The organism is Flavobacterium sp. FlaQc-57, assembly GCF_044007395.1.
Lineage (GTDB): Bacteria > Bacteroidota > Bacteroidia > Flavobacteriales > Flavobacteriaceae > Flavobacterium.
On record NZ_JBIPDA010000001.1, the window covers coordinates 1,150,286 to 1,171,838 of the forward strand.

22 protein-coding genes are annotated in these 21,553 nt (G+C 33.1%); 10 read left to right on the forward strand and 12 right to left on the reverse strand.

The genetic code is table 11. The features are described from left to right. Nucleotides 1-149: 149 nt before the first annotated feature. The gene (locus tag ACHRVZ_RS04900; RefSeq protein WP_395421060.1) at nt 150-1,259 is read right to left on the reverse strand and encodes a Glu/Leu/Phe/Val dehydrogenase; all 1,110 of its coding nucleotides are present in this window, start codon (nt 1,257-1,259) and stop codon (nt 150-152) included. A 204-nt stretch (nt 1,260-1,463) separates the two neighbouring features. Here ACHRVZ_RS04900 and ACHRVZ_RS04905 point away from each other — a divergent pair, with 204 nt between their 5' ends. The 3 genes from ACHRVZ_RS04905 (at nt 1,464) to ACHRVZ_RS04915 (ending at nt 4,372) form a co-directional block, all read left to right on the forward strand. Further along, nucleotides 1,464-3,242 carry an ABC transporter ATP-binding protein gene (locus ACHRVZ_RS04905; RefSeq protein ID WP_395421061.1) on the forward strand — a complete coding sequence of 593 codons (1,779 nt, stop codon included), beginning with the start codon at nt 1,464-1,466 and terminating at the stop codon, nt 3,240-3,242. A gap of 68 nt (nt 3,243-3,310) precedes the next feature. Then, nucleotides 3,311-3,679: a PUR family DNA/RNA-binding protein gene (locus ACHRVZ_RS04910; protein WP_029268690.1), complete on the forward strand. Its 369-nt coding sequence runs from the start codon at nt 3,311-3,313 to the stop codon at nt 3,677-3,679. A 147-nt stretch (nt 3,680-3,826) separates the two neighbouring features. Next, nucleotides 3,827-4,372 carry an RBBP9/YdeN family alpha/beta hydrolase gene (locus ACHRVZ_RS04915; protein WP_395421062.1) on the forward strand — a complete coding sequence of 182 codons (546 nt, stop codon included), beginning with the start codon at nt 3,827-3,829 and terminating at the stop codon, nt 4,370-4,372. A gap of 193 nt (nt 4,373-4,565) precedes the next feature. On the opposite strand, the gene ACHRVZ_RS04920 is transcribed toward ACHRVZ_RS04915, so the two are convergent. Continuing rightward, nucleotides 4,566-4,901, reverse strand: a complete 336-nt coding sequence (locus tag ACHRVZ_RS04920) for a tRNA-binding protein (RefSeq protein ID WP_395421064.1) — start codon at nt 4,899-4,901, stop codon at nt 4,566-4,568. A 133-nt stretch (nt 4,902-5,034) separates the two neighbouring features. On the opposite strand from ACHRVZ_RS04920, the gene ACHRVZ_RS04925 reads away from it, so the two are divergent. The 3 genes from ACHRVZ_RS04925 (at nt 5,035) to ACHRVZ_RS04935 (ending at nt 7,432) form a co-directional block, all read left to right on the forward strand. Further along, a complete protein-coding gene (locus ACHRVZ_RS04925; protein ID WP_395421066.1) occupies nt 5,035-5,928 on the forward strand; it encodes an alpha/beta fold hydrolase in 894 nt (297 codons plus the stop codon). 127 nt (nt 5,929-6,055) lie between these two features. Next, nucleotides 6,056-6,610, forward strand: coding sequence for a thioredoxin family protein (locus tag ACHRVZ_RS04930; protein ID WP_395421068.1), 555 nt, complete (start codon nt 6,056-6,058; stop codon nt 6,608-6,610). A gap of 426 nt (nt 6,611-7,036) precedes the next feature. Beyond that, the gene (locus ACHRVZ_RS04935) at nt 7,037-7,432 is read left to right on the forward strand and encodes a GreA/GreB family elongation factor (RefSeq protein ID WP_395421070.1); all 396 of its coding nucleotides are present in this window, start codon (nt 7,037-7,039) and stop codon (nt 7,430-7,432) included. Nucleotides 7,433-7,546: 114 nt separating this feature from the next. Here the strand turns inward: ACHRVZ_RS04935 and ACHRVZ_RS04940 are convergent, their stop codons facing one another. From ACHRVZ_RS04940 to ACHRVZ_RS04980, 9 genes are all read right to left on the reverse strand, one after another. Further along, nucleotides 7,547-7,858 (reverse strand): cytochrome c, encoded by a 312-nt coding sequence (locus ACHRVZ_RS04940; RefSeq protein WP_395421071.1) that lies wholly within the window; start codon nt 7,856-7,858, stop codon nt 7,547-7,549. Between the two features lie 96 nt (nt 7,859-7,954). Beyond that, nucleotides 7,955-8,887, reverse strand: coding sequence for a peptidylprolyl isomerase (locus ACHRVZ_RS04945; RefSeq protein WP_395421073.1), 933 nt, complete (start codon nt 8,885-8,887; stop codon nt 7,955-7,957). Between the two features lie 60 nt (nt 8,888-8,947). Then, nucleotides 8,948-10,084, reverse strand: coding sequence for an MFS transporter (locus tag ACHRVZ_RS04950; protein WP_395421074.1), 1,137 nt, complete (start codon nt 10,082-10,084; stop codon nt 8,948-8,950). Between the two features lie 141 nt (nt 10,085-10,225). Continuing rightward, on the reverse strand, nt 10,226-10,576 hold the full coding sequence (locus ACHRVZ_RS04955) for a cupin domain-containing protein (RefSeq protein WP_395421075.1): 351 nt from the start codon (nt 10,574-10,576) through the stop codon (nt 10,226-10,228). 54 nt (nt 10,577-10,630) lie between these two features. Next, on the reverse strand, nt 10,631-11,503 hold the full coding sequence (locus ACHRVZ_RS04960; RefSeq protein WP_395421076.1) for a sugar phosphate isomerase/epimerase family protein: 873 nt from the start codon (nt 11,501-11,503) through the stop codon (nt 10,631-10,633). Then, entirely contained in the window at nt 11,500-12,024 is a 525-nt protein-coding gene (locus ACHRVZ_RS04965) for an NADPH-dependent FMN reductase (protein ID WP_395421077.1), read from the reverse strand. The genes ACHRVZ_RS04960 and ACHRVZ_RS04965 overlap by 4 nt, the downstream gene beginning before the upstream one ends. Before the next feature lie 15 nt (nt 12,025-12,039). Next, nucleotides 12,040-12,948 carry an archaemetzincin gene (locus ACHRVZ_RS04970; RefSeq protein WP_395421078.1) on the reverse strand — a complete coding sequence of 303 codons (909 nt, stop codon included), beginning with the start codon at nt 12,946-12,948 and terminating at the stop codon, nt 12,040-12,042. Next, entirely contained in the window at nt 12,948-13,325 is a 378-nt protein-coding gene (locus ACHRVZ_RS04975) for a nuclear transport factor 2 family protein (RefSeq protein ID WP_395421079.1), read from the reverse strand. The genes ACHRVZ_RS04970 and ACHRVZ_RS04975 overlap by 1 nt, the downstream gene beginning before the upstream one ends. A gap of 192 nt (nt 13,326-13,517) precedes the next feature. Next, nucleotides 13,518-13,853 carry a hypothetical protein gene (locus ACHRVZ_RS04980; RefSeq protein WP_395421080.1) on the reverse strand — a complete coding sequence of 112 codons (336 nt, stop codon included), beginning with the start codon at nt 13,851-13,853 and terminating at the stop codon, nt 13,518-13,520. 236 nt (nt 13,854-14,089) lie between these two features. Between ACHRVZ_RS04980 and trmD the strand changes: the two genes are divergently transcribed. Together trmD and rplS are read left to right on the forward strand one after the other, a co-directional pair. After that, nucleotides 14,090-14,773: a tRNA (guanosine(37)-N1)-methyltransferase TrmD gene (gene trmD, locus ACHRVZ_RS04985; RefSeq protein ID WP_395421081.1), complete on the forward strand. Its 684-nt coding sequence runs from the start codon at nt 14,090-14,092 to the stop codon at nt 14,771-14,773. Nucleotides 14,774-15,008: 235 nt separating this feature from the next. Further along, complete coding sequence (rplS, locus tag ACHRVZ_RS04990) at nt 15,009-15,359, forward strand: 50S ribosomal protein L19 (protein ID WP_007804248.1); 351 nt, start codon at nt 15,009-15,011, stop codon at nt 15,357-15,359. Nucleotides 15,360-15,951: 592 nt separating this feature from the next. Here rplS and ACHRVZ_RS04995 read toward each other — a convergent pair. Continuing rightward, on the reverse strand, nt 15,952-16,362 hold the full coding sequence (locus tag ACHRVZ_RS04995) for a helix-turn-helix domain-containing protein (protein WP_395421082.1): 411 nt from the start codon (nt 16,360-16,362) through the stop codon (nt 15,952-15,954). Nucleotides 16,363-16,764: 402 nt separating this feature from the next. Between ACHRVZ_RS04995 and ACHRVZ_RS05000 the strand changes: the two genes are divergently transcribed. Both ACHRVZ_RS05000 and ACHRVZ_RS05005 read left to right on the forward strand, forming a co-directional pair. Then, a complete protein-coding gene (locus ACHRVZ_RS05000; protein ID WP_395421083.1) occupies nt 16,765-18,987 on the forward strand; it encodes an NADP-dependent isocitrate dehydrogenase in 2,223 nt (740 codons plus the stop codon). A 159-nt stretch (nt 18,988-19,146) separates the two neighbouring features. Further along, nucleotides 19,147-21,528, forward strand: a complete 2,382-nt coding sequence (locus tag ACHRVZ_RS05005; protein ID WP_395421084.1) for a TonB-dependent receptor domain-containing protein — start codon at nt 19,147-19,149, stop codon at nt 21,526-21,528. Nucleotides 21,529-21,553 lie beyond the last annotated feature (25 nt).

Genomic DNA, 21,553 nt, shown 5'->3' on the forward strand with positions numbered 1-21,553 from the left:
CACAGTTTTCAGTCGCAATTTTAAATATTAATCAAACCGCATAAAAAAAGTCTCAGCTTTCAGTCTCAGCTTTCAATCGTAGCGCATAAAAAAAGCCTCAGTCGCAATTTTAAAAACTGGGACTGAGACTGTAAACTGTAAACTAAATATTATTTCTTAGCAGCATTTTCAATTTTTCTCAAATCAATACGATTTTGAGCAATTGTAAGTGCAGCTTTATGAGTTGTCATTCCATTTTTCACAGCATAATCGATAATTTCTAAAGTAGTATTATAGATGTTTTCTGTTTTTGTCATGATTTCAGCCTTACCATAATGCTCTAATTCAGCATAAACATTGATAATTCCACCAGCATTGATTAAGAAATCCGGAGCATATAAAATACCTCTTTCCTGCAATCTTAAACCGTGAACATTCTCATCAGCTAATTGATTGTTGGCTGCACCAGCAATAACCTTAGCTTTAATTTTGTTTACTGTATCATCGTTAATGATTGCTCCCATTGCACATGGTGCATAGATATCTACATCTGCAGTATACAAATCGTTACCTGTGTAAATTGTTGCATTGTATTTTGCAGCTACCTGAAGTAATTTTTCTTCGTTGATATCTGTAATAGTAACAATTGCACCTTCTTTAGTCAAATATTCAACCAAAGCTTCCCCTACGTGACCAATTCCTTGAACCAAAACTTTTTTACCATCTAATACATCAGTACCAAACTGACTTTTAGCTGCAGCTTTCATTCCTAAATAAACACCGTAAGCTGTTATTGGAGAAGGATTTCCTGAACCACCTCTTTCTTCAGAGATTCCTGTAACATAAGGCGTTACATCTCTAACAGTGTCCATATCTTTAGTTTCCATTCCAACATCCTCAGCCGTAATATATCTACCTCCTAAAGAGTGAACAAACTCACCAAACTTACGCATTAATTCAGGAGTCTTTTGCGTTTTAGCATCTCCAATAATTACTGCTTTACCTCCACCAATATTTAATCCGGTAATGGCAGATTTATATGTCATACCTCTTGAAAGACGCAAAACATCGTTTAATGCTTCCCATTCAGTATTGTAATTCCACATTCTTGTACCTCCTAAAGCTGGCCCCATAACCGAATTATGAATACCAATAATTGCTTTTAAACCCGTATCTTTGTCATTGCAAAAAACAATTTGTTCGTGATCATCAAAAGATAATTGGCCAAAAACAGGATCCATTTTTTGAAGTTCCTTTCCAGTTGCGAAAGTTGCATCCATAGCGATAGTATTTATTAGTTATAAATTATGAATTTGTCAAAAAGACATCTCAAACTTAAACAAAAAATATACATGTGCTAATTTTTTATCTTTAAAATAACAATATAACAATCGTTTTGTTTTGACAAAATTATACTTTCCGTTAATTTTTATTCATAATAATTTACAAAATCAAAACATTTCATCATTGAATCTCTTAAAAAAATGAAAGAATTAAGCTATTTAAACAAATATTTCATCAAATATAAATATAGTTTCTCATTAGGAATTTTAATCACTATAATCGCACAAATATTCTCTTTATTCACTCCAAAGCTTATTAGTAAGTCTTTAAATGCTATTGAAAAATTTGATAAACTTCCTGAAGCACAGCAAGCTTCTCAAGTTGTAATCGATTCTTATCGTCAAGGTTTAGTTCATAACGTCCTGTTAATCATTGCTACAACAATTGTAGCAGGATTTTTAACCTTTTTAATGCGTCAGACTTTAATAGTAATGTCGCGTCATATTGAATTCGATTTAAAAAATGAGGTTTTTAAGCAATATGAGAATCTTTCACAGAATTTCTACAAGCAAAACCGTACGGGAGATTTAATGAATCGTATTAGCGAAGATGTCTCTAAAGTTCGTATGTATGTTGGTCCGGCTGTTATGTACACTATTAATACTTTTATCCGTTTTGCCATTGTTATCATATATATGTATAATGTTTCGCCTTTGCTTACTTTATACACAATCTTACCTTTACCAATATTGTCGTATTGTATTTTTAAATTAAGCTCAGAAATCAATAAACGAAGTACTACTTTTCAGCAATACTTATCGAAAGTATCAAGTTTTTCACAGGAAATATTTTCAGGAATTCGTGTTATAAAAGCATATTCATTAGAAAACCAACATCAAAACAACATGGTCGCTCTTGCGGATGAAAGCAAAAAAAAGAGCTTAGATTTAGCTAAAGTTCAATCGCTATTTGGACCATTAATGATTGCCTTGATCGGAATCAGTAATTTGGTGGTAATCTATTTTGGAGGTGTAATGTATATCAACGGAACGATTGCTAATATAGGAACGATTGCGGAGTTTATTTTATATGTAAATATGCTTACTTGGCCTGTTGCTTCATTAGGTTGGGTTTCATCAATGGTTCAGGAAGCTGAAGCTTCTCAAAAACGTTTGAATGAATTTTTGAAACTTGAACCGGAAATAAAAAATAAAAACGAAAACGCTTCAGACATTCAAGGTTCAATAGCTTTTGAAAATGTAAGTTATACTTATGAAGACACCAATATTGAAGCTTTAAAAAATGTAACTTTTACAGTAAAAAAAGGGGAAACTTTAGCCATTTTAGGAAAAACCGGTTCTGGAAAATCGACGATCTTATCTTTAATTTCTCGTTTGTATGATGTTACCGAAGGAAGAATCACAATTGATCAAAATGAAATCAGTTCTTTGAACTTAAATGATTTGCGAAATAATATCGGAATTGTACCTCAGGACGCCTTCCTGTTTTCAGACACTATTAAAAACAACATTAAATTTGGTAATCAAAATGCTACAGACGAAGAAGTAATTACAGCGGCTAAAAATGCTGTAGTTCATGACAATATTATGGCATTCAACAAACAATACGACACTATTTTAGGTGAAAGAGGAATCACACTTTCAGGCGGGCAAAAGCAGCGTGTGTCTATTGCAAGAGCGATTATAAAAAACCCTGCAATTCTTCTTTTTGATGATTGTTTATCGGCTGTAGATACCGAAACAGAAGAAACAATATTGAACAATTTATTCGAAATTTGTAAAGACAAAACAACTATTATTGTAAGCCATCGTGTATCATCAGCAAAAAATGCAGATAAAATTATCATTCTGGAAGACGGAAAAATTATACAACAAGGCTCTCATAATCAATTAATAAATCAAGGCGGCTATTATTCTTCTTTATATTTAAAACAACTTTCGGAAAAAGAATTACTTTAATTGTTGCGTAATAGATAATTTTTTATGATTTTTGAGTACTATTAATTCCAAAAATGATAGAACGTATTATGAGAGAAAATGACATGTTAGAAAAAGAAGAGATTTTTTCTAAAGTATTACGAGCAGGAAGAAGAACTTATTTCTTTGATGTGAGAGCTACTAAAGCTGACGATTATTATATCACAATTACTGAAAGTAAAAAATTTACTGAAGAAGATGGTTCTTTTCATTTTAAAAAACACAAAATTTACTTGTACAAAGAAGATTTTAGTGCTTTTGCCGAAATACTAGAAGAAATGACTTCATATGTCTTGAACCACAAGGGCGAAGAAGTAATTTCTGAAAGACACCAAAAAGATTTTAAAAAAGAATACGGTTCTGATAAACCTGAAGGACAAAGATCTAGTTTTACTGATATAGATTTTGACGATATTTAGTCCTCAATAACTTTTTAAAAAGTACAAGTCCAATATGTTTTGCATTTTGGACTTTTTTTATATATTTAAATTTCGTTTTTAGATCTTTAGACTATTAGATTTCTAGATCTTTTAAAAAATAATCTTTAATAAAAATAATCCACGGCAATGGAAACAAACCTATTAATTCTGCCCGGACTTGGAAATTCCGGAGACAAACACTGGCAAACCTTTTGGCATAAAAAATTTGAAAATTCTATACGTTTAATTCAGGATAATTGGGACGAGCCTATTCGTGAAGAATGGCTTGAAAGATTAAACGAAGAAGTTGCAAAACTAGATCGTCCAACCATTTTAGTGGCACACAGTCTGGCAGTTTCATTAGTGTTACATTGGGCTGAAACCAGCAACAATAAAAATATTATTGGCGCCTTATTAGTTGCTCCTGCCGATGTAGATTCACCTCAACATACACCTGAAATTATTCGAAATTTCTCTCCGATGCCTCTTTATAAATTACCGTTTCCGTCAATTGTCGTTGCAAGCGAGAATGATCCTTATGCTTCTTTTGAAAGAAAAGAATATTTTGCGGAAATGTGGGGAAGTGATTTTGTAAATGTGGGTCAACAAGGGCACATCAACTCCGATTCTGATCTAAGATATTGGGAAGAAGGGCAATTGATATTACAGCAATTAATAGAGAAAGTCTCTTAATTTTTAGTTTTCAGTCACAGTTTTCAGCCTCCCTTTGAAAGGAATTTAACCGCAAAGTTCACAATGATTTACGCAAGGTTCGCAAAGTTATAACACAAAGCTTTGCGAACTTTGTTTTTTCTATTAATGCTTTACAATAAAAAACCTTGCGAACTTTGCGGTTAAATTTATCTGTAGCAGACTGAAAACGAATCTACCCAATCCTAAGTCCGTTTTCTATTTTAAAATCCGGAGCCAGTAAAATCACATCGCCCTCCTCACCTACGGCACCAAGAACCAGACATTCACTCATAAATTTACCTATTTGTTTTTTAGGGAAATTGACAACAGCTACAATTTGTCTGTTTAGCAAATCATCTTTTTGATAACGTTTTGTAATTTGTGCCGATGATTTTCTAACACCAATTTCGGCACCAAAATCTATTGTTAGTTGGTAAGCAGGTTTTCTAGCTTCAGGAAAATCGTTAACTTCTATAATAGTTCCGATACGCATATCGGTTCTTTCAAATTCGTTCCAGGTTAAATCCATTTTTGTATTTCAATGTTGTTCAATTACAAACCTATTAATTTTGTAATTATAACCACTAATTCTATAACCGTTTTTTTTATTCAGCTTCTAATTTTACATAAAATTGCCAAGCTAACTTTAAAGACATATAAAAATGGAAAATAGTTTAATAAATGCCAGCCAATCTCTTAGAGATTCTGAATTTGATATTCTCGAACAAAACACTGATAAATATATAGAAACCGCAAGAAATGTAAAGCTATACGTAAAAGATTATGGAAAAGGAGATCCTGTAATTTTAATTCATGGATGGCCTCTTTCTAATGAAATGTGGGAATATCAAATCGATTTTTTAGTCGAAAATAATTATCGCGTAATTGCTTACGATCGACGTGGCTTTGGTAAATCATCGCAACCTTATAATGGCTATGATTATGACACTTTGACTGACGATTTAAAGGAAATTATTGAGCAACTTCAACTAGAGAATGTTACACTTGTTGGGTTCTCAATGGGCGGTGGCGAGGTTGTTCGCTACTTTAGTAAATACAAAGGGAAAGGTATTTCTAAAGCTGTTTTGATTTCTTCCATTATTCCATTTTTAGCAAAAACAGAGGACAATCCTGAAGGACGCCCAAAGGAAAAAGGTGATGCAGCAGCAGCAGCAATTAAAGAAGACAGAATTGGCTTTTTGGATAACTTTGGTAAAATATTTTTTGGTATCAACATTATCAACAAACCCTTAAGCACACCTTTATTGGAATACTACAGGAATTTATGTGCTTTAGCTTCGCCAAGAGCAACCTTAAAATGTGCAGAATCTTTAAATACTACCGATTTTAGAGATGAACTTCACACTATTAAAGTTCCCACTTTAATCATTCATGGAAATGATGATAAAAATGTTCCAATTGAAATTAGTTCCGAAAAAACAGCCAAAGCAATTGAAAATAATACTTTCATAGTTTATGATGGTGCTCCACATGGCTTATTTTACACTGCAAAAGACAAACTAAATAAAGATTTACTAGATTTTTTAAACTCTTAAATCACAAAGAAATACCTAAAGAATTTTACATTTTCAAATAAAATCCGCTTTAGGTATTTTTTTATACTTGTGCGCTTTTTTTTACAGAATTTAAAAGTTAAATTTGAATAACTTATTCTTAAAAAAAATGGCACGAACTCCATCAAATATGGTTCCGTTAGGAACAATTGCTCCAGATTTTCGTCTTAAAGATACCAATTCTAATAATGAATATTCTTTTAAAGATTTGAAAGGATCAAAAGGTACACTTGTCATGTTCATCTGTAATCATTGTCCTTTTGTGCTTCATGTGATTAAAGAAGTTATTATGATTGCTAATGATTATCGTGTACAAGGACTTGGTGTTGTTGCGATTTCGAGCAATGATATTGAAAAACACCCCGAGGATTCGCCAGAATTAATGACTGAGTTTGCTTTTAAAAACAAAATAGATTTCCCTTATTTATTCGACGAAACTCAGGAAGTTGCCAAAGCTTATGATGCTGCCTGCACGCCGGATTTTTATTTGTTCGATAATCAAAATCGATTGTTTTACCGCGGCCAATTGGACGATTCAAGACCCGGAAACGGAATTCCATTAAGCGGAAGTAATCTTCGCAGCGCCATTGATGCTCTTATTTACAACCGAAGTTTGAACGAGATTCAAAAGCCTAGTATTGGCTGCAATATCAAATGGAAATAAACAATCTCGACTATTAAAAAAGTTTGCGTATCTTTGCAGATCAAATTAATTCTACTCATTGTGAGCACTATAAATATATTTACAGTTTTTATGTTGTTGTTTTCTTTTACAAGAAAACCGCTAACTGCTGTATTTATTTCACATAGTAAGGCCTTTATCAATTAGGCCTCCGTCTATTTCAATTTCTTCTTTCAGGCGGAGGATTTATACCACGATTTAATCATTTATTTTATTTGAAAGAGTAAATTCTCTCTCGAATAATTTTCTGGTTTTTTCAATCAAAAAATTCCAAAAACATAATTACACTATAAAACCCAACTTGCATATATGCAATTGGGAAAAGTATTATGCTTTTATATTCCTGTAAAGAAGTCACACGAACATTTTACATTCAAAATAAATTAATAATAAAAACAAAACATAGTTATGAAACCAACACCCACTTTCTGTAAAACAGATTATCATTTTTTAAGAGAATTGATCTCTAAAAGTAAAAACTCAACAAACGCTAAAGAAGCGAATCAGCTTTCGCAAGAATTAGATCGTGCTGTAATTAGCAAAGAAAGCGAATTGGACAACTCCATTATAAGAATCAATTCGTATGTAACAATTGAAGATGTAAAGGCAAACAAACAAATGAAGATTCAAATTGTCCTGCCTTCCTCTTCTGACGTAAAAGAAGGAAAAATTTCAATTCTGGCGCCTTTAAGCGTAGCAATTATTGGCTTTAAAGAGAATGACGAAGTTGACTGGGAATTACCGGCCGGAATAAAAACTTTAAAAATAATTGCGGTTAGCAATACTTCTGAAAGCATTTCTTAATTTCACTAAACACCTCACTCGTGACGGTGTTTTTTTATGTTCTATTTTAAACAAAAAAAACTATCCAATAAATCAATTATCGAATAGTTTTTATACTTCTACAATAAGAACTTCTTACAATTGAGAAGTTATATAATTTGAAATCGAAGCCATTTGAGTATCATCTAACTTCGCTTTTTTCTGCATTTTTACTAAAATTGGTTTCCACTCTTCCTGAGTGAATTTCTTTGGTTCAAATAATTTGTGGCATCTTGCACAACTGTTTTCATACAAGTTTTTACCTTCTGCTAATTCAGGTGTTAGTTCTGTAGCTTTTGCAGCTTCAGTTACAGTTGGAGTCGCCGGAGTAGCTGGCGCTGATTTTTTAGTACTACAAGATGCTAAAAGCAACACTACAGCAGCTAGGATTAAAATTTTTGCTTTCATTATTTTTCTATATTTTTAAGTAAATATAAAAAAAATCCCATTCGGCTGGCGAATGGGATTATTATTTAAAACAATACTAAATTGTATCTAATATTCTTATTTAACTTCCATTAATTCAACATCAAAAATCAAAGTTGCGTTTGGTGGAATAACTCCTCCTGCTCCAGCAGCTCCGTAAGCTAAATCAGATGGAATTACGAAACGAGCTTTGTCTCCTACTTGTAATAAAGCAATACCTTCATCCCATCCTTCGATAACCTGACCTTGACCTAATCTAAATTCGATTGGTTTTTTACGCGGGTAAGATGAATCAAAAACTTTTCCGTTTTCTAAAGATCCTTCGTAATGAACTGCAACTGTTTTACCAGATTCCGCTTTTTTACCGTCTCCTTTTTGAATCATTTTGTAGCGTAAACCACTATCTGTTTTATCAAAACCTGCAGCTAATTGCTCCATTTTTGCTTCAGATTCTGCCTTTAAAGCTGCATCTCTTTTTAGACGAGCACCTTTTAAACCAACAAAAGCTTCGATTGCATTGAATTTTTCAGCTTCTTCTCCAACTCTTAAAATTTCAACACTTTCTAATGCATCACCTTGAGCAACTGCATCAACGATATCCTGACCTTCAATTACATGACCAAATACAGTATGTTTATTATCTAACCAAGAAGTTGGAACGTGAGTAATGTAAAATTGAGAACCATTACTTACTGGTCCTGAATTTGCCATCGCTAATACTCCCGGACGATCGTGTTTTAAGCTTGGGTGAAATTCATCATCAAATTTATAACCTGGATCTCCAGTTCCTGTTCCTTTTGGACACCCACCTTGAATCATAAAATCAGGAATTACTCTATGGAATGTTAATCCATCATAGAATTTTTGTCCTTGAGGTTTTACTTTATTCTCCATATTTCCTTCTGCAAGAGCTACAAAATTCCCTACAGTTCCAGGTGTTAAGTCGTGTGTTAGTTTTACTAAAATCGAACCTTTACTAGTATTGAATTTAGCGTATATTCCGTTTTCCATTGTTGTTATTTTTAATTTAATTGCAAATTTACAAATTAATTTTATATCAATTTGTGCTTTCTATTTTTTAGATTTTGATTTATAAGTAAGTCCGTAAACTGTAAATGCTAATGCTGACAAAACAACGCATCCGATAGTTACTGCATGCCATCCTCCAAGTTTCCACAAAAATAAACCGTAAGCAGATCCAGCCGCAGTTCCTAAAAAACTAAACGACATAAATACGGTATTTAATCTATTTCGCGCTTCCGGCAATAATGAATAAACTCTGGTTTGATTTGAAATGTGAACACCTTGAATTCCGATGTCAATAAACACAATTCCGATCGCGATTCCGATAACACTTTCCATTGAAAAATAAAAAACTAAAAAGCTTATTAAAATCAACAAACAGCCGTAACCTACCGCTACTCTTGAACCACCTTTATCTCCCATTTTACCAACAAGCGGTGCCGCCAAAGCTCCTGAAGCACCAACAATACCAAATAATCCAATTGTAGCACTATTAAAATGAAAAGGTTCTCCTGAAAGCAATAAAACCATTGTAGTCCAGAATGCTCCAAATTGAGCAAAACTAAACACATTAATCATTGTCGCTTCACGCAAAACCGGTTGTGTCTTTATAAGTGTAAATAAAGATCCGAGCAATTGCCCATAAGAACCTTGAAACTGAGGTTTGTTAACCGGGAATTTTTTCTGAATTACAAAAAAGATCAATAAACAAATTCCAGCGGCGATATAAAACATCGATCTCCAGCCTAAATACTGACCAATAAATCCGCTTAAAGTTCTTGAAAGCAAAATACCAACAAGTAAACCGCTCATTATTGTTCCTACCACTTTACCTCGTTGCTCCGGTGCGCTTAAGGAAGCTGCCAAAGGCAAAATAAGCTGTGGTACAATTGAGGTGATCCCGATAAGTAAAGAGGCAATTTGCAAAAGAAAAAAGCTTTTTGCGGTTGCTGCAATAATTAAGGCAATTACAGATGCAAAAGTAGTCATCAAAATTTGCTTTTTACGCTCGATTTTGTCGCCTAGCGGAACCATAAAAAACAGTCCGATAGCGTAACCCGCCTGGGTTAAATACGTTATTGTTCCCGCATTAGCTTCCGGAATTTTAAATTCGTTGGCAATTAAAACAATTAAAGGCTGGCAGTAATAAAGATTTGCAACTATAAGTCCAGTGCAAGCTGCCATAAATAAGACATTCGTTTTGGATAAATTCATTTTGCAAAAATACCGATCTAATCTTAATCAAAACTTTAAAAAAAGTATAAATTTTTCAAACCTTAAAGTAAATCACACCTTAATTTTAGATATTACGCAGGTTTTCAAACATTATGATTGCATAAAATCTTCACGAATAGGACTAAATACATCTGTTAAAAGTCCGCTTTCTAAACAAACTACCCCATGAATAGCGTGAGGCGGAATATAGAAACTGTCTCCTTCTTTTAAAGTTTGTGTAACACCGTTAATAGTTACATCAAATTTACCGCTGGAAACGTACGTTACTTGTGTATGATAATGTTCGTGTAAAGTACCAATTCCTCCTTTTTCAAAATGAACATTTACCAACATCACTCGATCATCAAATGCAAGAATCTTACGTTTGATTCCTTCTCCAACTACTTCCCACTCGATTTCATCTCCTTTTATAAATTCTTTGCTTGTTCCGAAACTTTGCATATTTATTTTTTTTTATTGAATTGCTACAAAAATAATGTTTTTGATTGTTTTATTTTAGGTCAAATTTTTAGAGATAAAATCATAACTTATTTTAATAGATTCAAACGAATCTCCTTTATAATTATTCTCTTGTTCCACAAAAAAATGTTTCATTCCCGATTGTTTTATTTCCTTAAAAATGGTTTTAAAATCAATTGATCCAGAGCCAATTTCAGCATTTAAAGCCGGATTAATTTTATCCATATCTTTTACATGCCACATTTTAAAACGCTCACGATTTTCGGTAAACAATTTAATCGGATCATTTCCAGAACGAACTACCCAATATAAATCTAATTCAAAACACACTAGATCTTTATCTGTTTCTTGCAATAAAATCTCATAACCTGTCACTCCGTCGTGTTTTTGAAATTCAAAATCATGATTATGATATGCTAGCTTCAAACCCGCTTTTTGACACATTTTTGCTGCTTCATTTAAACGTGCAGCAATCTTTTTATAATCTTCTATATTTCTACGAAAGGGTTCATCAATCCACGGAATTGTAAGGAACTCATTTTTTAAAATTTTCGCGGCTTCAATTGCAGCAACAAGCTCTGCGGTATTTCCATCGTATAAAAAACTTCCTAAATTATAATGCCCGCTTACTGCTTTTAAATGGTTTGCATCTAATACTTTTTTAAGCGCAATTGCAGACAATCCCCAAAACTGATCTTTTATCGAAAATCCATAAGTCTCAACTGTTGTAAATCCTGTCGCTGCGACTTTTTCTAAAGTTGATTTTACATCTTTAGAAATTTCATCACGCAATGTGTATAATTGTAACCCAATTTCTTTTTTATTCATAGTAAATGCTAATGATGGCACAGCTAGAACCGCTGTTGCTGCCATGCTGGTATTTATAATAAAATTTCTTCTTGTGATCATTTTTTATATTGACTTTCAAAATTTCTTATAAAGTTTTGAAGCGCTATTTCTGTTTCTTTATTTGTAATTTCTCCTTCATCATTAATTTTTCCGCGAATCCCTTGTATTAAAAGTTGAGTGCTATTTTCGAATTTAGCTTCAAGTGTTTTCATTATTAACGAAAGCTGATCGTGGGCCATTTCGCCAGAAGCGGAAGCGGTTATTAAACCAGTCGTTTTATTCGAGAAAATAGTAGTCGAAACACACCATTCCAATACATTTTTCAAACTTCCGGGTAAACTAAAAACATATTCCGGAGTACAAATAATAATTCCGTCAGCCTCAATAATTTTATTTCTAAAAGAAACAATCTGTTCCGGTGGATTCTCTGTATCTAAATCCGGGTTAAAATGTGGAATTCCGGCCAAATCTTCGAAAATCTCAACATCAAATTCAGATTTTATGTTTTCTGAAATAAATTTTATAATTTTATAATTGCTTGAGTTATTTCTCGTGCTGCCTGTTATAGCAAGTATTTTCATTTTTTTCATTTCCATTTATTGAATAACTCCAATATCCTTTTTCATCAAATCAAATCCGTCGGTTAAGTCATTCTTTTTAAAATATTTTTCTAAATCCGTTAATCTTTTTTTATTATCATATGGTATACAGGAATTCAGTTTTCTTTGGCAAACAGAGCATAATCTTATCGAATGCCTGTCTGTCTCTCCCATACTATTAGTACCATTCATAACACAATCTGCATTCGTACAATGATGCAAGCCAAACATATGTCCGATTTCATGAGAGCTTATTTTAAGCAATCGTGATAAACACAGATTAAAATTTTCAGCAGTTAATTCCCCATCTTGCAATCTGTAAATTGAACTCACGCCCACCTTATCACGATAGGAAGCCAAACCAAAAACATAATTCCATTCTGGCTTAGGATATAAATCCAATTCTGAAAGCCCCATTAAAGCAATCCTGTTTAAAGGTTTATCTTCTTTCAATACATCATTTAAAAGATAACCCGCCAATAACTGTTCATGACCTTCGGCAATCATTCTTCGGGCTGAATTTGGAACTACATCATTAGAAATAGGTTCTAAAGTTTTTGTTTTTAATTGAAAATAAATTTCCAAATATTCATTGGTAAGCTGAATTTGTTTCTTTTGCAAAGCATTAAAATTCCCAATAGGCCTTATATAAATAATATTTGCCTCTTTTGTTGGAACGATATGTTTAGATAAAAAATATTGTTCAAAAGTTTGCCCTTTTTCTTTTCTGGAAAACAACCAATCTCCATAAACAGGTTCAGCCATTTTAACATCATTACTTTTAATTTGCTTAAAATACGGTGCTTCTTTGGGAATTTCTTTTGAAGCCTCTTTCGGAGTTTCCTTTATTTTTTCTTTGTTGCAGGAACAAAATAATACAAGTAGAAAGAAGGTTATTTTTTTCATTAATTTTCCTCAAAATTATCGAAATAAGTAAAATCTTTAGTAATTAGTCCGTTTTCGATGGTAAAAATGGTACAAATTGGGAGCTCAAATTTCGAGTTATCAGGTGCAGTTCCAGTTGAAACAAATTCAACAATAATATGCTTTTCTCCAGAAGGATAAATTTGAATTACTTTATCGTGTAAGTCAGGAAAAACTTTATGCAAGTCTGCGTACTTGTCTTCAATTTGTTTACGCGATTGTTTTACGATACCTTGCCCTAATGAGGGATCTTTAAAATCGACGGTTTCAGTATACATTTCCGCCATTTTTTTCCAATCATGATTATTGAAATGTTCAAAATATTGTTTAACTATTTTTTCATTTTTACTAGTTTCCATAATTTTTGATTGATTTTGATTGTTACAAGATGCAAGTGTAAAAGCTACAAAGAGTATTATCGTTATTTTCCTCATCAGTTTTTTTTTATTTAAATAATTAAAAATCAGTCTCTAAGAAATTTAAATATAATAAAAAATCTTTAAAAGACTCCATTTTAGCTCTTTGAAAATAAAACTGATGAGGAAACAAAATTATTTATTTAGTACTATTTGCTGCGGAGGGCTTTTTTGCTTTTCATTTTTATAAGAATAGATTTTCCCATCTTTATCAACATACACATATGAATAACTCCAATAGTTTGGGCCTGCGATTCTAGAACCTTCAACATTTCCAGAGTTTGCATAAATTTGCTGTGCATAAACAAGTACTTCGCCTTTCTTACCGTCATCCATATATCTTACTGGCGGACCCCAATTTTTTATCAGGCTGTTTTTTGTTTTACCAACCCAGTTTTCTGAGGTGTTTTTCATGTCTGCACATGATACAATTGCAATAAGCAATGTCATTAATAGTAATTTTCTCTTCATAATTCTTTTTATAATCGTTCGTTTTGGCTGCTAATTAAAGCTAAAATAAGTGGTTTTATTCACAAATAAATATAATAATGTTTATCAATTCGTTAATTAAACAAAATAACTTAAAGATGTCATATAAATAGGGCCTTGAAAGGAATTTAAAACTTTCATTTCTCAATTTTTAAATCTTTAAACTTCTCAAATATTAACTTTGTATCTTTGCGGCTTAGAACTCTTGAAGAAAAAAAATGCGAATTGACATTATTACGATTTTGCCTGAATTATTAAGAAGCCCGTTTGAGGCTTCAATTATGAAACGTGCCATAGACAAAGGTCTGGTTGAAGTACATTTTCATAATTTACGAGATTATACTACAAACAAACAAAAAAGTGTCGACGATTATCCGTTTGGCGGTGGCGCTGGAATGGTAATGACTGTACAGCCTATTGATGCCTGTATTACACATTTGAAAAGTGAACGTGAATATGACGAGATTATATATATGTCGCCTGACGGAGAAACGCTAAACCAAAAAATGGCTAATACAATGTCGATGTATGAAAATATCATCATTTTGTGTGGTCACTATAAAGGTGTAGATCAACGTGTACGTGATCATTTTATTACAAAAGAAATTTCTATTGGAGATTATGTTTTATCTGGAGGAGAATTAGGCGCTTTGGTTTTATCTGATGCCTTAATCCGATTAATTCCTGGTGTTTTAAGTGATGAAACTTCAGCTTTAACAGATAGTTTTCAGGACAATTTACTTTCCGGACCAATTTACACAAGACCGGCCGATTATAAAGGATGGAAAGTTCCAGAAGTTTTAACCAGCGGTCATTTTGCAAAAATTGACAAATGGCGCGAAGATATGGCGTATGAACATACTAAGAACAGACGACCTGACCTTCTCGAAGGGCAGGATTAAGTTTCAAGTTTCATGTTATTTTTGTTTCAAGTTAAAACTATCGATCACAACAACCTGAAACTTGAAACCTGAAACAAAACAAACCTTAACTGTCATTTTATCAACAAGTTAAAATAATTTACAATTTACAATTTATAATTCATAATTATTTTCTACATTTGCACCCGAATTAGACTAACCTCTGGCGAGATCCGTGAATGTTGCTCTATATAAAAAACCATAATTATAAGATATCATGGCAGATTTAATGAAATTCGTTCAAACCGAATTAGTTGCTAAAAAAGATTTCCCTGTTTTTGGAGCTGGAGATACTATCACAGTTTTCTACGAAATTAAAGAGGGTGAAAAAACAAGAACTCAGTTTTTCAAAGGAGTTGTTATTCAAAGAAGAGGTTCTGGTAACACAGAAACTTTTACTATTCGTAAAATGTCAGGAGCTATTGGAGTTGAGCGTATCTTCCCAGTAAACTTACCAGCTTTACAAAAAATTGAAATCAACAAAAAAGGAGCTGTACGTAGAGCTAGAATTTTCTACTTCAGAGAACTTACTGGTAAAAAAGCTAAGATTAAAGATAAAAGAAGATAATCATTTATCTCTTTGTTATAAAAAAGCTCGTTTCATTTATTTGAAACGAGTTTTTTTTATGCTTGATTTTAATGTCAAATCTTTTTTAGGAGCTAATCCCGCTATTCGTTACAATCTTTTGCTCCATTTCATTACACAAAAGGATTTCCACTTCTATCGGGGCTAGGGCAATCATTTCCATAAGAGCTTTTAGTTTACGCCAAACCCGACAGGTTTTAAGCATTTATGTCATTTCGACGAAGGAGAAATCTTCACGAGAAGCTCCGTTCCTAAAGTCGCCAATCTTTGTCGAGTTTCTTGCGGAGATTTCTCCTCCGTCGAAATGACAAGCTAAACGACAAGTTCTTGTTTACGTCAAATCCGACAGGTTTTAAAAACCTGTCGGGTTTATAAGATTGTGGAGATAATTACCCTTAATAACCAAAAAGTTCTTGTTTTACGGTTTGCGTGAGGGATAGAAGTGGAAAGCCCACAGCCTGACGAAGGAAGTGCGAGGACTTGAAACGGATAGCCCGACCCGGAGGGACACGCCCAAAACAAAAAAACCGATACTCATAAAGCATCGGTTTGTATTTTAATAAAAATTGGTATTCTATTTTTTTAATAGTTTTTCCAAATATTCGATTTTGTCTTTTTCAGCTTGTAGTAAACGTTCGTAAAGCTTTTCTTTTTCCTGAAAAGTTTCAATCAATTTATCTAATGGATTGAAAGTACAATGATTTGCATTGAATGCTCCATTCGTAAAACTGTTATCATGGAAATTATTAAAATAATTAATCATATTGTCTTCTGAAAAGTTTTTAATTGCTTCAACAGTTACACCAAGGGCTTTTGCTACTTCTGCCAGTTTTTCATCATCTATCGTTTCACTGTTTTCAATAGCAGAAATAGCTTGTTGGTTTGTTCCTAAAGCCTGTGCCAAAGCCTCTTGCTTCATATCTCGAAGTTCACGAATACGGCTAATTTTTCGCCCTATATGATTTGGTTTTGTTAGTGTGCTCATAATTCAAAGATAATAATTAAGCGTAATAATAAACAACAAGTAAAAAACATATTAAACAATGTATCTTACATTTGTTATATGCCTATTGCATTTTAGTCAAAAATACAATTTTTCATACAAAAACAAGCAAAACTTAAATGATTTTGTACAATCGTAGTATTTTCTATTTTCGAAATGTTCTGCTTTTACTTATGATTCATCAAAACTGTAATTTTTTAATACCAAAATCACCAATTTAGCAATTAAACGAGTTCGAAATAACAATCTGATAATTTCAGCATTTCTCAGGAAAACTATACCGTTTTCGGACTGTTTTTATTATATTTGCTCCGCTCATTTTGAGCCGACTATACCTTTTACATCGCCATTCCCTGACGATACGATTATAAAAAAAAAAAAAAAATGACACAGAATTCAAAAATCTATTACACCTTAACTGATGAGGCGCCATTGTTAGCGACTTATTCTTTCTTACCTATTGTTCAAGCATTTACTGCTACTGCTGGTATTGCAATTGAAACTAGAGACATCTCTTTGGCAGGTAGAATTTTATCAAATTTCCCTGAGTTTTTAACAGATGCTCAAAAAACCGGAGATGCTTTGGCAGAATTGGGTCAATTAGCTACAAAACCTGAAGCTAACATTATCAAATTACCAAACGTTTCTGCATCTGTACCACAATTGAAAGCAGCTATCGCTGAGTTGCAGTCACACGGTTACAATATTCCTAACTTCCCTGAAGATCCTCAAAATGATGCTGAAAAGGAAATTAAAGCAAAATACTCTAAAGTTTTAGGTTCTGCAGTAAATCCTGTTTTACGTGAAGGAAACTCTGACCGTAGAGCTCCAAGAGCAGTTAAAAACTTTGCAAAAGCAAATCCACACTCGATGGGTGCATGGTCTGCTGACTCAAAAACTAAAGTTGCTTCGATGCCAAACGGTGATTTCTACGGAAGTGAAAAATCACTTACAGTTGCAGAAGCAAATGATGTAAAGATTGAATTCGTAGCAAAAGATGGTACTACAACTGTTTTAAAAGCAAGTACGCCACTTAAAGCTGGTGAAATAATAGACAGTTCTGTAATGCATTTAAAAGCCCTAAAAAGCTTTGTTGCCGATGCAATTGCTGAAGCAAAAATCGAAGGTGTTTTACTTTCTGTGCATTTAAAAGCTACAATGATGAAAGTTTCAGATCCAATTATCTTTGGCGCTATCGTTGAAGTATATTTTGCTGATCTTTTCAAAAAATACGAAGCTTTATTTGCTGAATTAAATATTGACACAAGAAACGGTTTAGGCGATATCTATGCAAAAATTGCAGGAAGACCTGAGCAAGCTCAAGTTGAAGCTGACATCAATCAAGCAATTGAAAACGGACCGGCTCTTGCAATGGTAAATTCTGATAAAGGAATTACAAACTTACACGTTCCTTCTGACGTTATTGTTGATGCTTCTATGCCGGCAATGATTCGTACTTCTGGACAGATGTACAACAAAGAAGGAAAACAACAAGATACAATCGCTATTATCCCGGATCGCGCTTATTCAGGAATTTATACAGCAACTATCGATTTCTGTAAAAAACACGGTGCTTTTGATCCTAAAACAATGGGAAGTGTTCCTAACGTAGGTTTAATGGCTCAAAAAGCTGAAGAATACGGATCTCACGACAAAACTTTCCAATTGAATGCTGACGGAGTTGTTCGTGTAGTTGATACAAACGGAAATGTTTTAATGGAGCAAGAGGTTGAAGCTAATGACATTTTCAGAATGTGTCAGGCAAAAGATGCTCCTATTCAGGACTGGGTTAAACTAGCTGTAAACAGAGCTCGTTTATCTGATACTCCTGCTGTTTTTTGGTTAGACGAAAACAGAGCACATGATAGAGAATTAATTGCAAAAGTTCAAAAATACCTTAAAGATTACAATACAGTAAACTTAGACATCCGCATCTTAAACCCAATTGCTGCTACTGAATTTACTTTAGACAGAATCATCAAAGGTTTAGATACTATCTCTGTAACCGGAAACGTTTTACGTGATTATTTAACTGATTTATTTCCAATTTTAGAATTAGGAACTTCAGCTAAAATGTTATCTATCGTTCCGTTAATGAATGGTGGTGGATTGTTCGAAACTGGTGCAGGAGGTTCTGCTCCAAAACACGTTGAGCAATTTACTCAGGAAGGTTACTTACGTTGGGATTCATTAGGAGAATTTTTGGCTCTTGGTGCTTCATTAGAGCATTTAGGACAAACTTTAGACAATTCTAAATCAATTGTTTTATCTGAAACTTTAGATGAAGCTAACGATAAATTCTTAGCTAACGATAAATCTCCAGCACGTAAAGTAGGTCAAATTGACAACCGTGGTTCTCATTTTTATTTAGCATTTTATTGGGCACAAGCATTAGCTGCTCAAAACAAAGATGCTGAATTGAAAGCAATTTTCACTCCAATTGCTGCTGAATTTGAAGCTAACGAAGCTAAAATTGATGCTGAATTAATTGGTGCGCAAGGAAAACCTCAAGTTCTTGGAGGATATTACCAGCCAACTCCTGAATTAGTGAGTAAAGCAATGCGTCCTAGTGCAACATTCAACTCGATTATTGCTAAAATAAAATAATACATTTTAGAGATGCACACTCTTCGAGGTGAATCTTGTTAAATTACTATCAAAAGACAACCTAAATGGTTGTCTTTTTTTATCTTAACTAATGTTTAACAATCGTTGTGCGTCAATATTTAGTAAGAATTCTTAACCTTGTAAACCAAAACCAAGACAATGATTACAAAAAAAATTGGCATACTCCTTATTCTTTTTTTGACGTCTTTAACTTCATTTTCGCAAGAAAAATTTACTTTAAGCGGTACCATAACCGACTTTAAAAATAATGAAACTTTAATTGGTGTAAATATTTATATTCCTGCTCTAAAAATCGGAACTACAACTAACGAATATGGCTTTTATTCCCTTACTGTTCCTAAAGGCGAACATCAAATAGAAATTAGTTATGTAGGTTATCAAACCATTCAAAAAACAATAAATTTAAATCAAAACACCAAAAACAATTTTGCAATAAGCGAAAGCGGCGAAGAACTTCAAGAAGTTGTAATTACTGACAATAAAGGTAAAATCAATATCAAATCGCCAGAAATGAGTGCCAATAAACTTTCTATTGCTACCATAAAAAAAATGCCAGTTGTTATGGGCGAAGTCGATGTTTTAAAATCGATTTTATTACTTCCGGGAGTTACCAATGCCGGCGAAGGCGCTTCGGGATTTAATGTTCGCGGTGGTGGAGCTGATCAGAATTTGATTTTATTAGACGAAGCAACCATTTTTAATTCGTCGCACGTATTTGGTTTTTTCTCGGTTTTTAATCCTGATGCAATTAAAGATTTAAAATTATACAAAGGCGGAATTCCTGCTCGCTATGGCGGAAGAGCTTCATCTGTTTTAGATATTTACCAGAAAGATGGTAACAGCAAAGAATTTCATGTAAATGGTGGAATTGGACTGATTTCGAGCCGTATTCTTGCCGAAGGTCCTCTTGTAAAAGATAAAGGTTCTTTTTTAATTGGAGGAAGAGCTTCTTATGCACATTTATTTTTAAAATTATCTGAAAAGCAAAAAGACAATTCGGCCTATTTTTATGATTTAAATACCAAATTGAGTTATAAACTAAACGAAAATAACAGTTTGTATTTATCCGGTTATTTTGGTCGCGATGTCTTTAGCTTAAATAAAAGTTTTACGAATATCTACGGAAATTCAACTTTAAACTTGCGTTGGAATCATTTGTACTCTGATAAATTGTTTGCCAATTTATCCTTGATTTATAGCGATTACTATTATGGTCTCGATCTGGATTTTGTAGGTTTCAAATGGGATTCGGGAATCAAGAATTACAATATCAAGTACGATTTTAAAAACTACATCTCAGATAAATTCAAATTAAATTATGGTTTAAACGGAATCTACTACGAATTTAACCCTGGAACCATTAAACCAAGTAACGAAACTTCAGGAATTAATCCGGATCAATTAGACCGAAAATATGCTTTTGAGCCATCTGTTTATATAGACGCAGAAAATCAACTTTCTAAAAAAATTACTGTTGCTTATGGATTGCGTTATAGTTTATTTTATCGTTTAGGTTCTTCTACAATCAATTATTACGATAATAATGAGCCCGTTATTTTCAATACTGATATGCAGATTTATGAAAAAGGCACACCAACCTCAACTAAATATTTCGGCAAAAATAAAGTCATTCAGAATTACAATAATTTAGAGCCTCGCTTTTCAGTTTCATATCAATTAAATGATGATCAATCGGTTAAAGCAAGTTATAACCGCATGGCACAATATCTTCAATTGATTTCTAATACCTCATCGCCTACTCCGCTGGACGTTTGGATGCCGAGTGATAATTATATAAAACCACAAATTGCAGATCAGGTCGCGTTGGGTTATTTCAGAAATATCAACAACGGAGCTTATTCTGTAGAAGTTGAAGCCTATTATAAAAAAATTCAAAACAGACTAGATTATATCGATGGTGCCGATTTAATTGCCAACGATGCTATCGAACAAGTAATTTTGAACGGAAGAATGCGCGCTTACGGTTTAGAATTTATGCTGAAGAAAAATGAAGGCAAGCTGAACGGATGGATTTCTTATACGTTATCAAAATCACAACAACAAACTCCGGGAAGAACTCCTGAAGAAATCGGAATTAACAACGGGCAATGGTACAGTTCTGCTTACGATAAAACACACAATTTGGCTATTACATCTGCTTATAATTTAAACGAAAAATGGTCTTTTGGAGCCAACTTCGCCTTACAATCAGGTCAACCTGTTACGTATCCAAACGGACAATATGAATACTTAGGAATTACCGTTCCTAGTTATGGTTTACGTAATGAAAACCGATTACCTGCTTATCATCATTTAGATGTTTCGGCAACCTTAACACCCAGAAAAAACAAAGACAGAAACTGGAAAGGCGAATGGGTTTTTAGTATTTATAATTTGTACAACCGCCATAACGCAGCTTCGATAAACTTTCGTCAGAATGTTGACACTGGCGTAAACGAAGCAGTGCAAACCTCGATTTTCGGAATTGTACCAGCCGTTAGTTATAATTTCAAATTTTAAAACAACTTTCTGTAAAAAGAAAAAA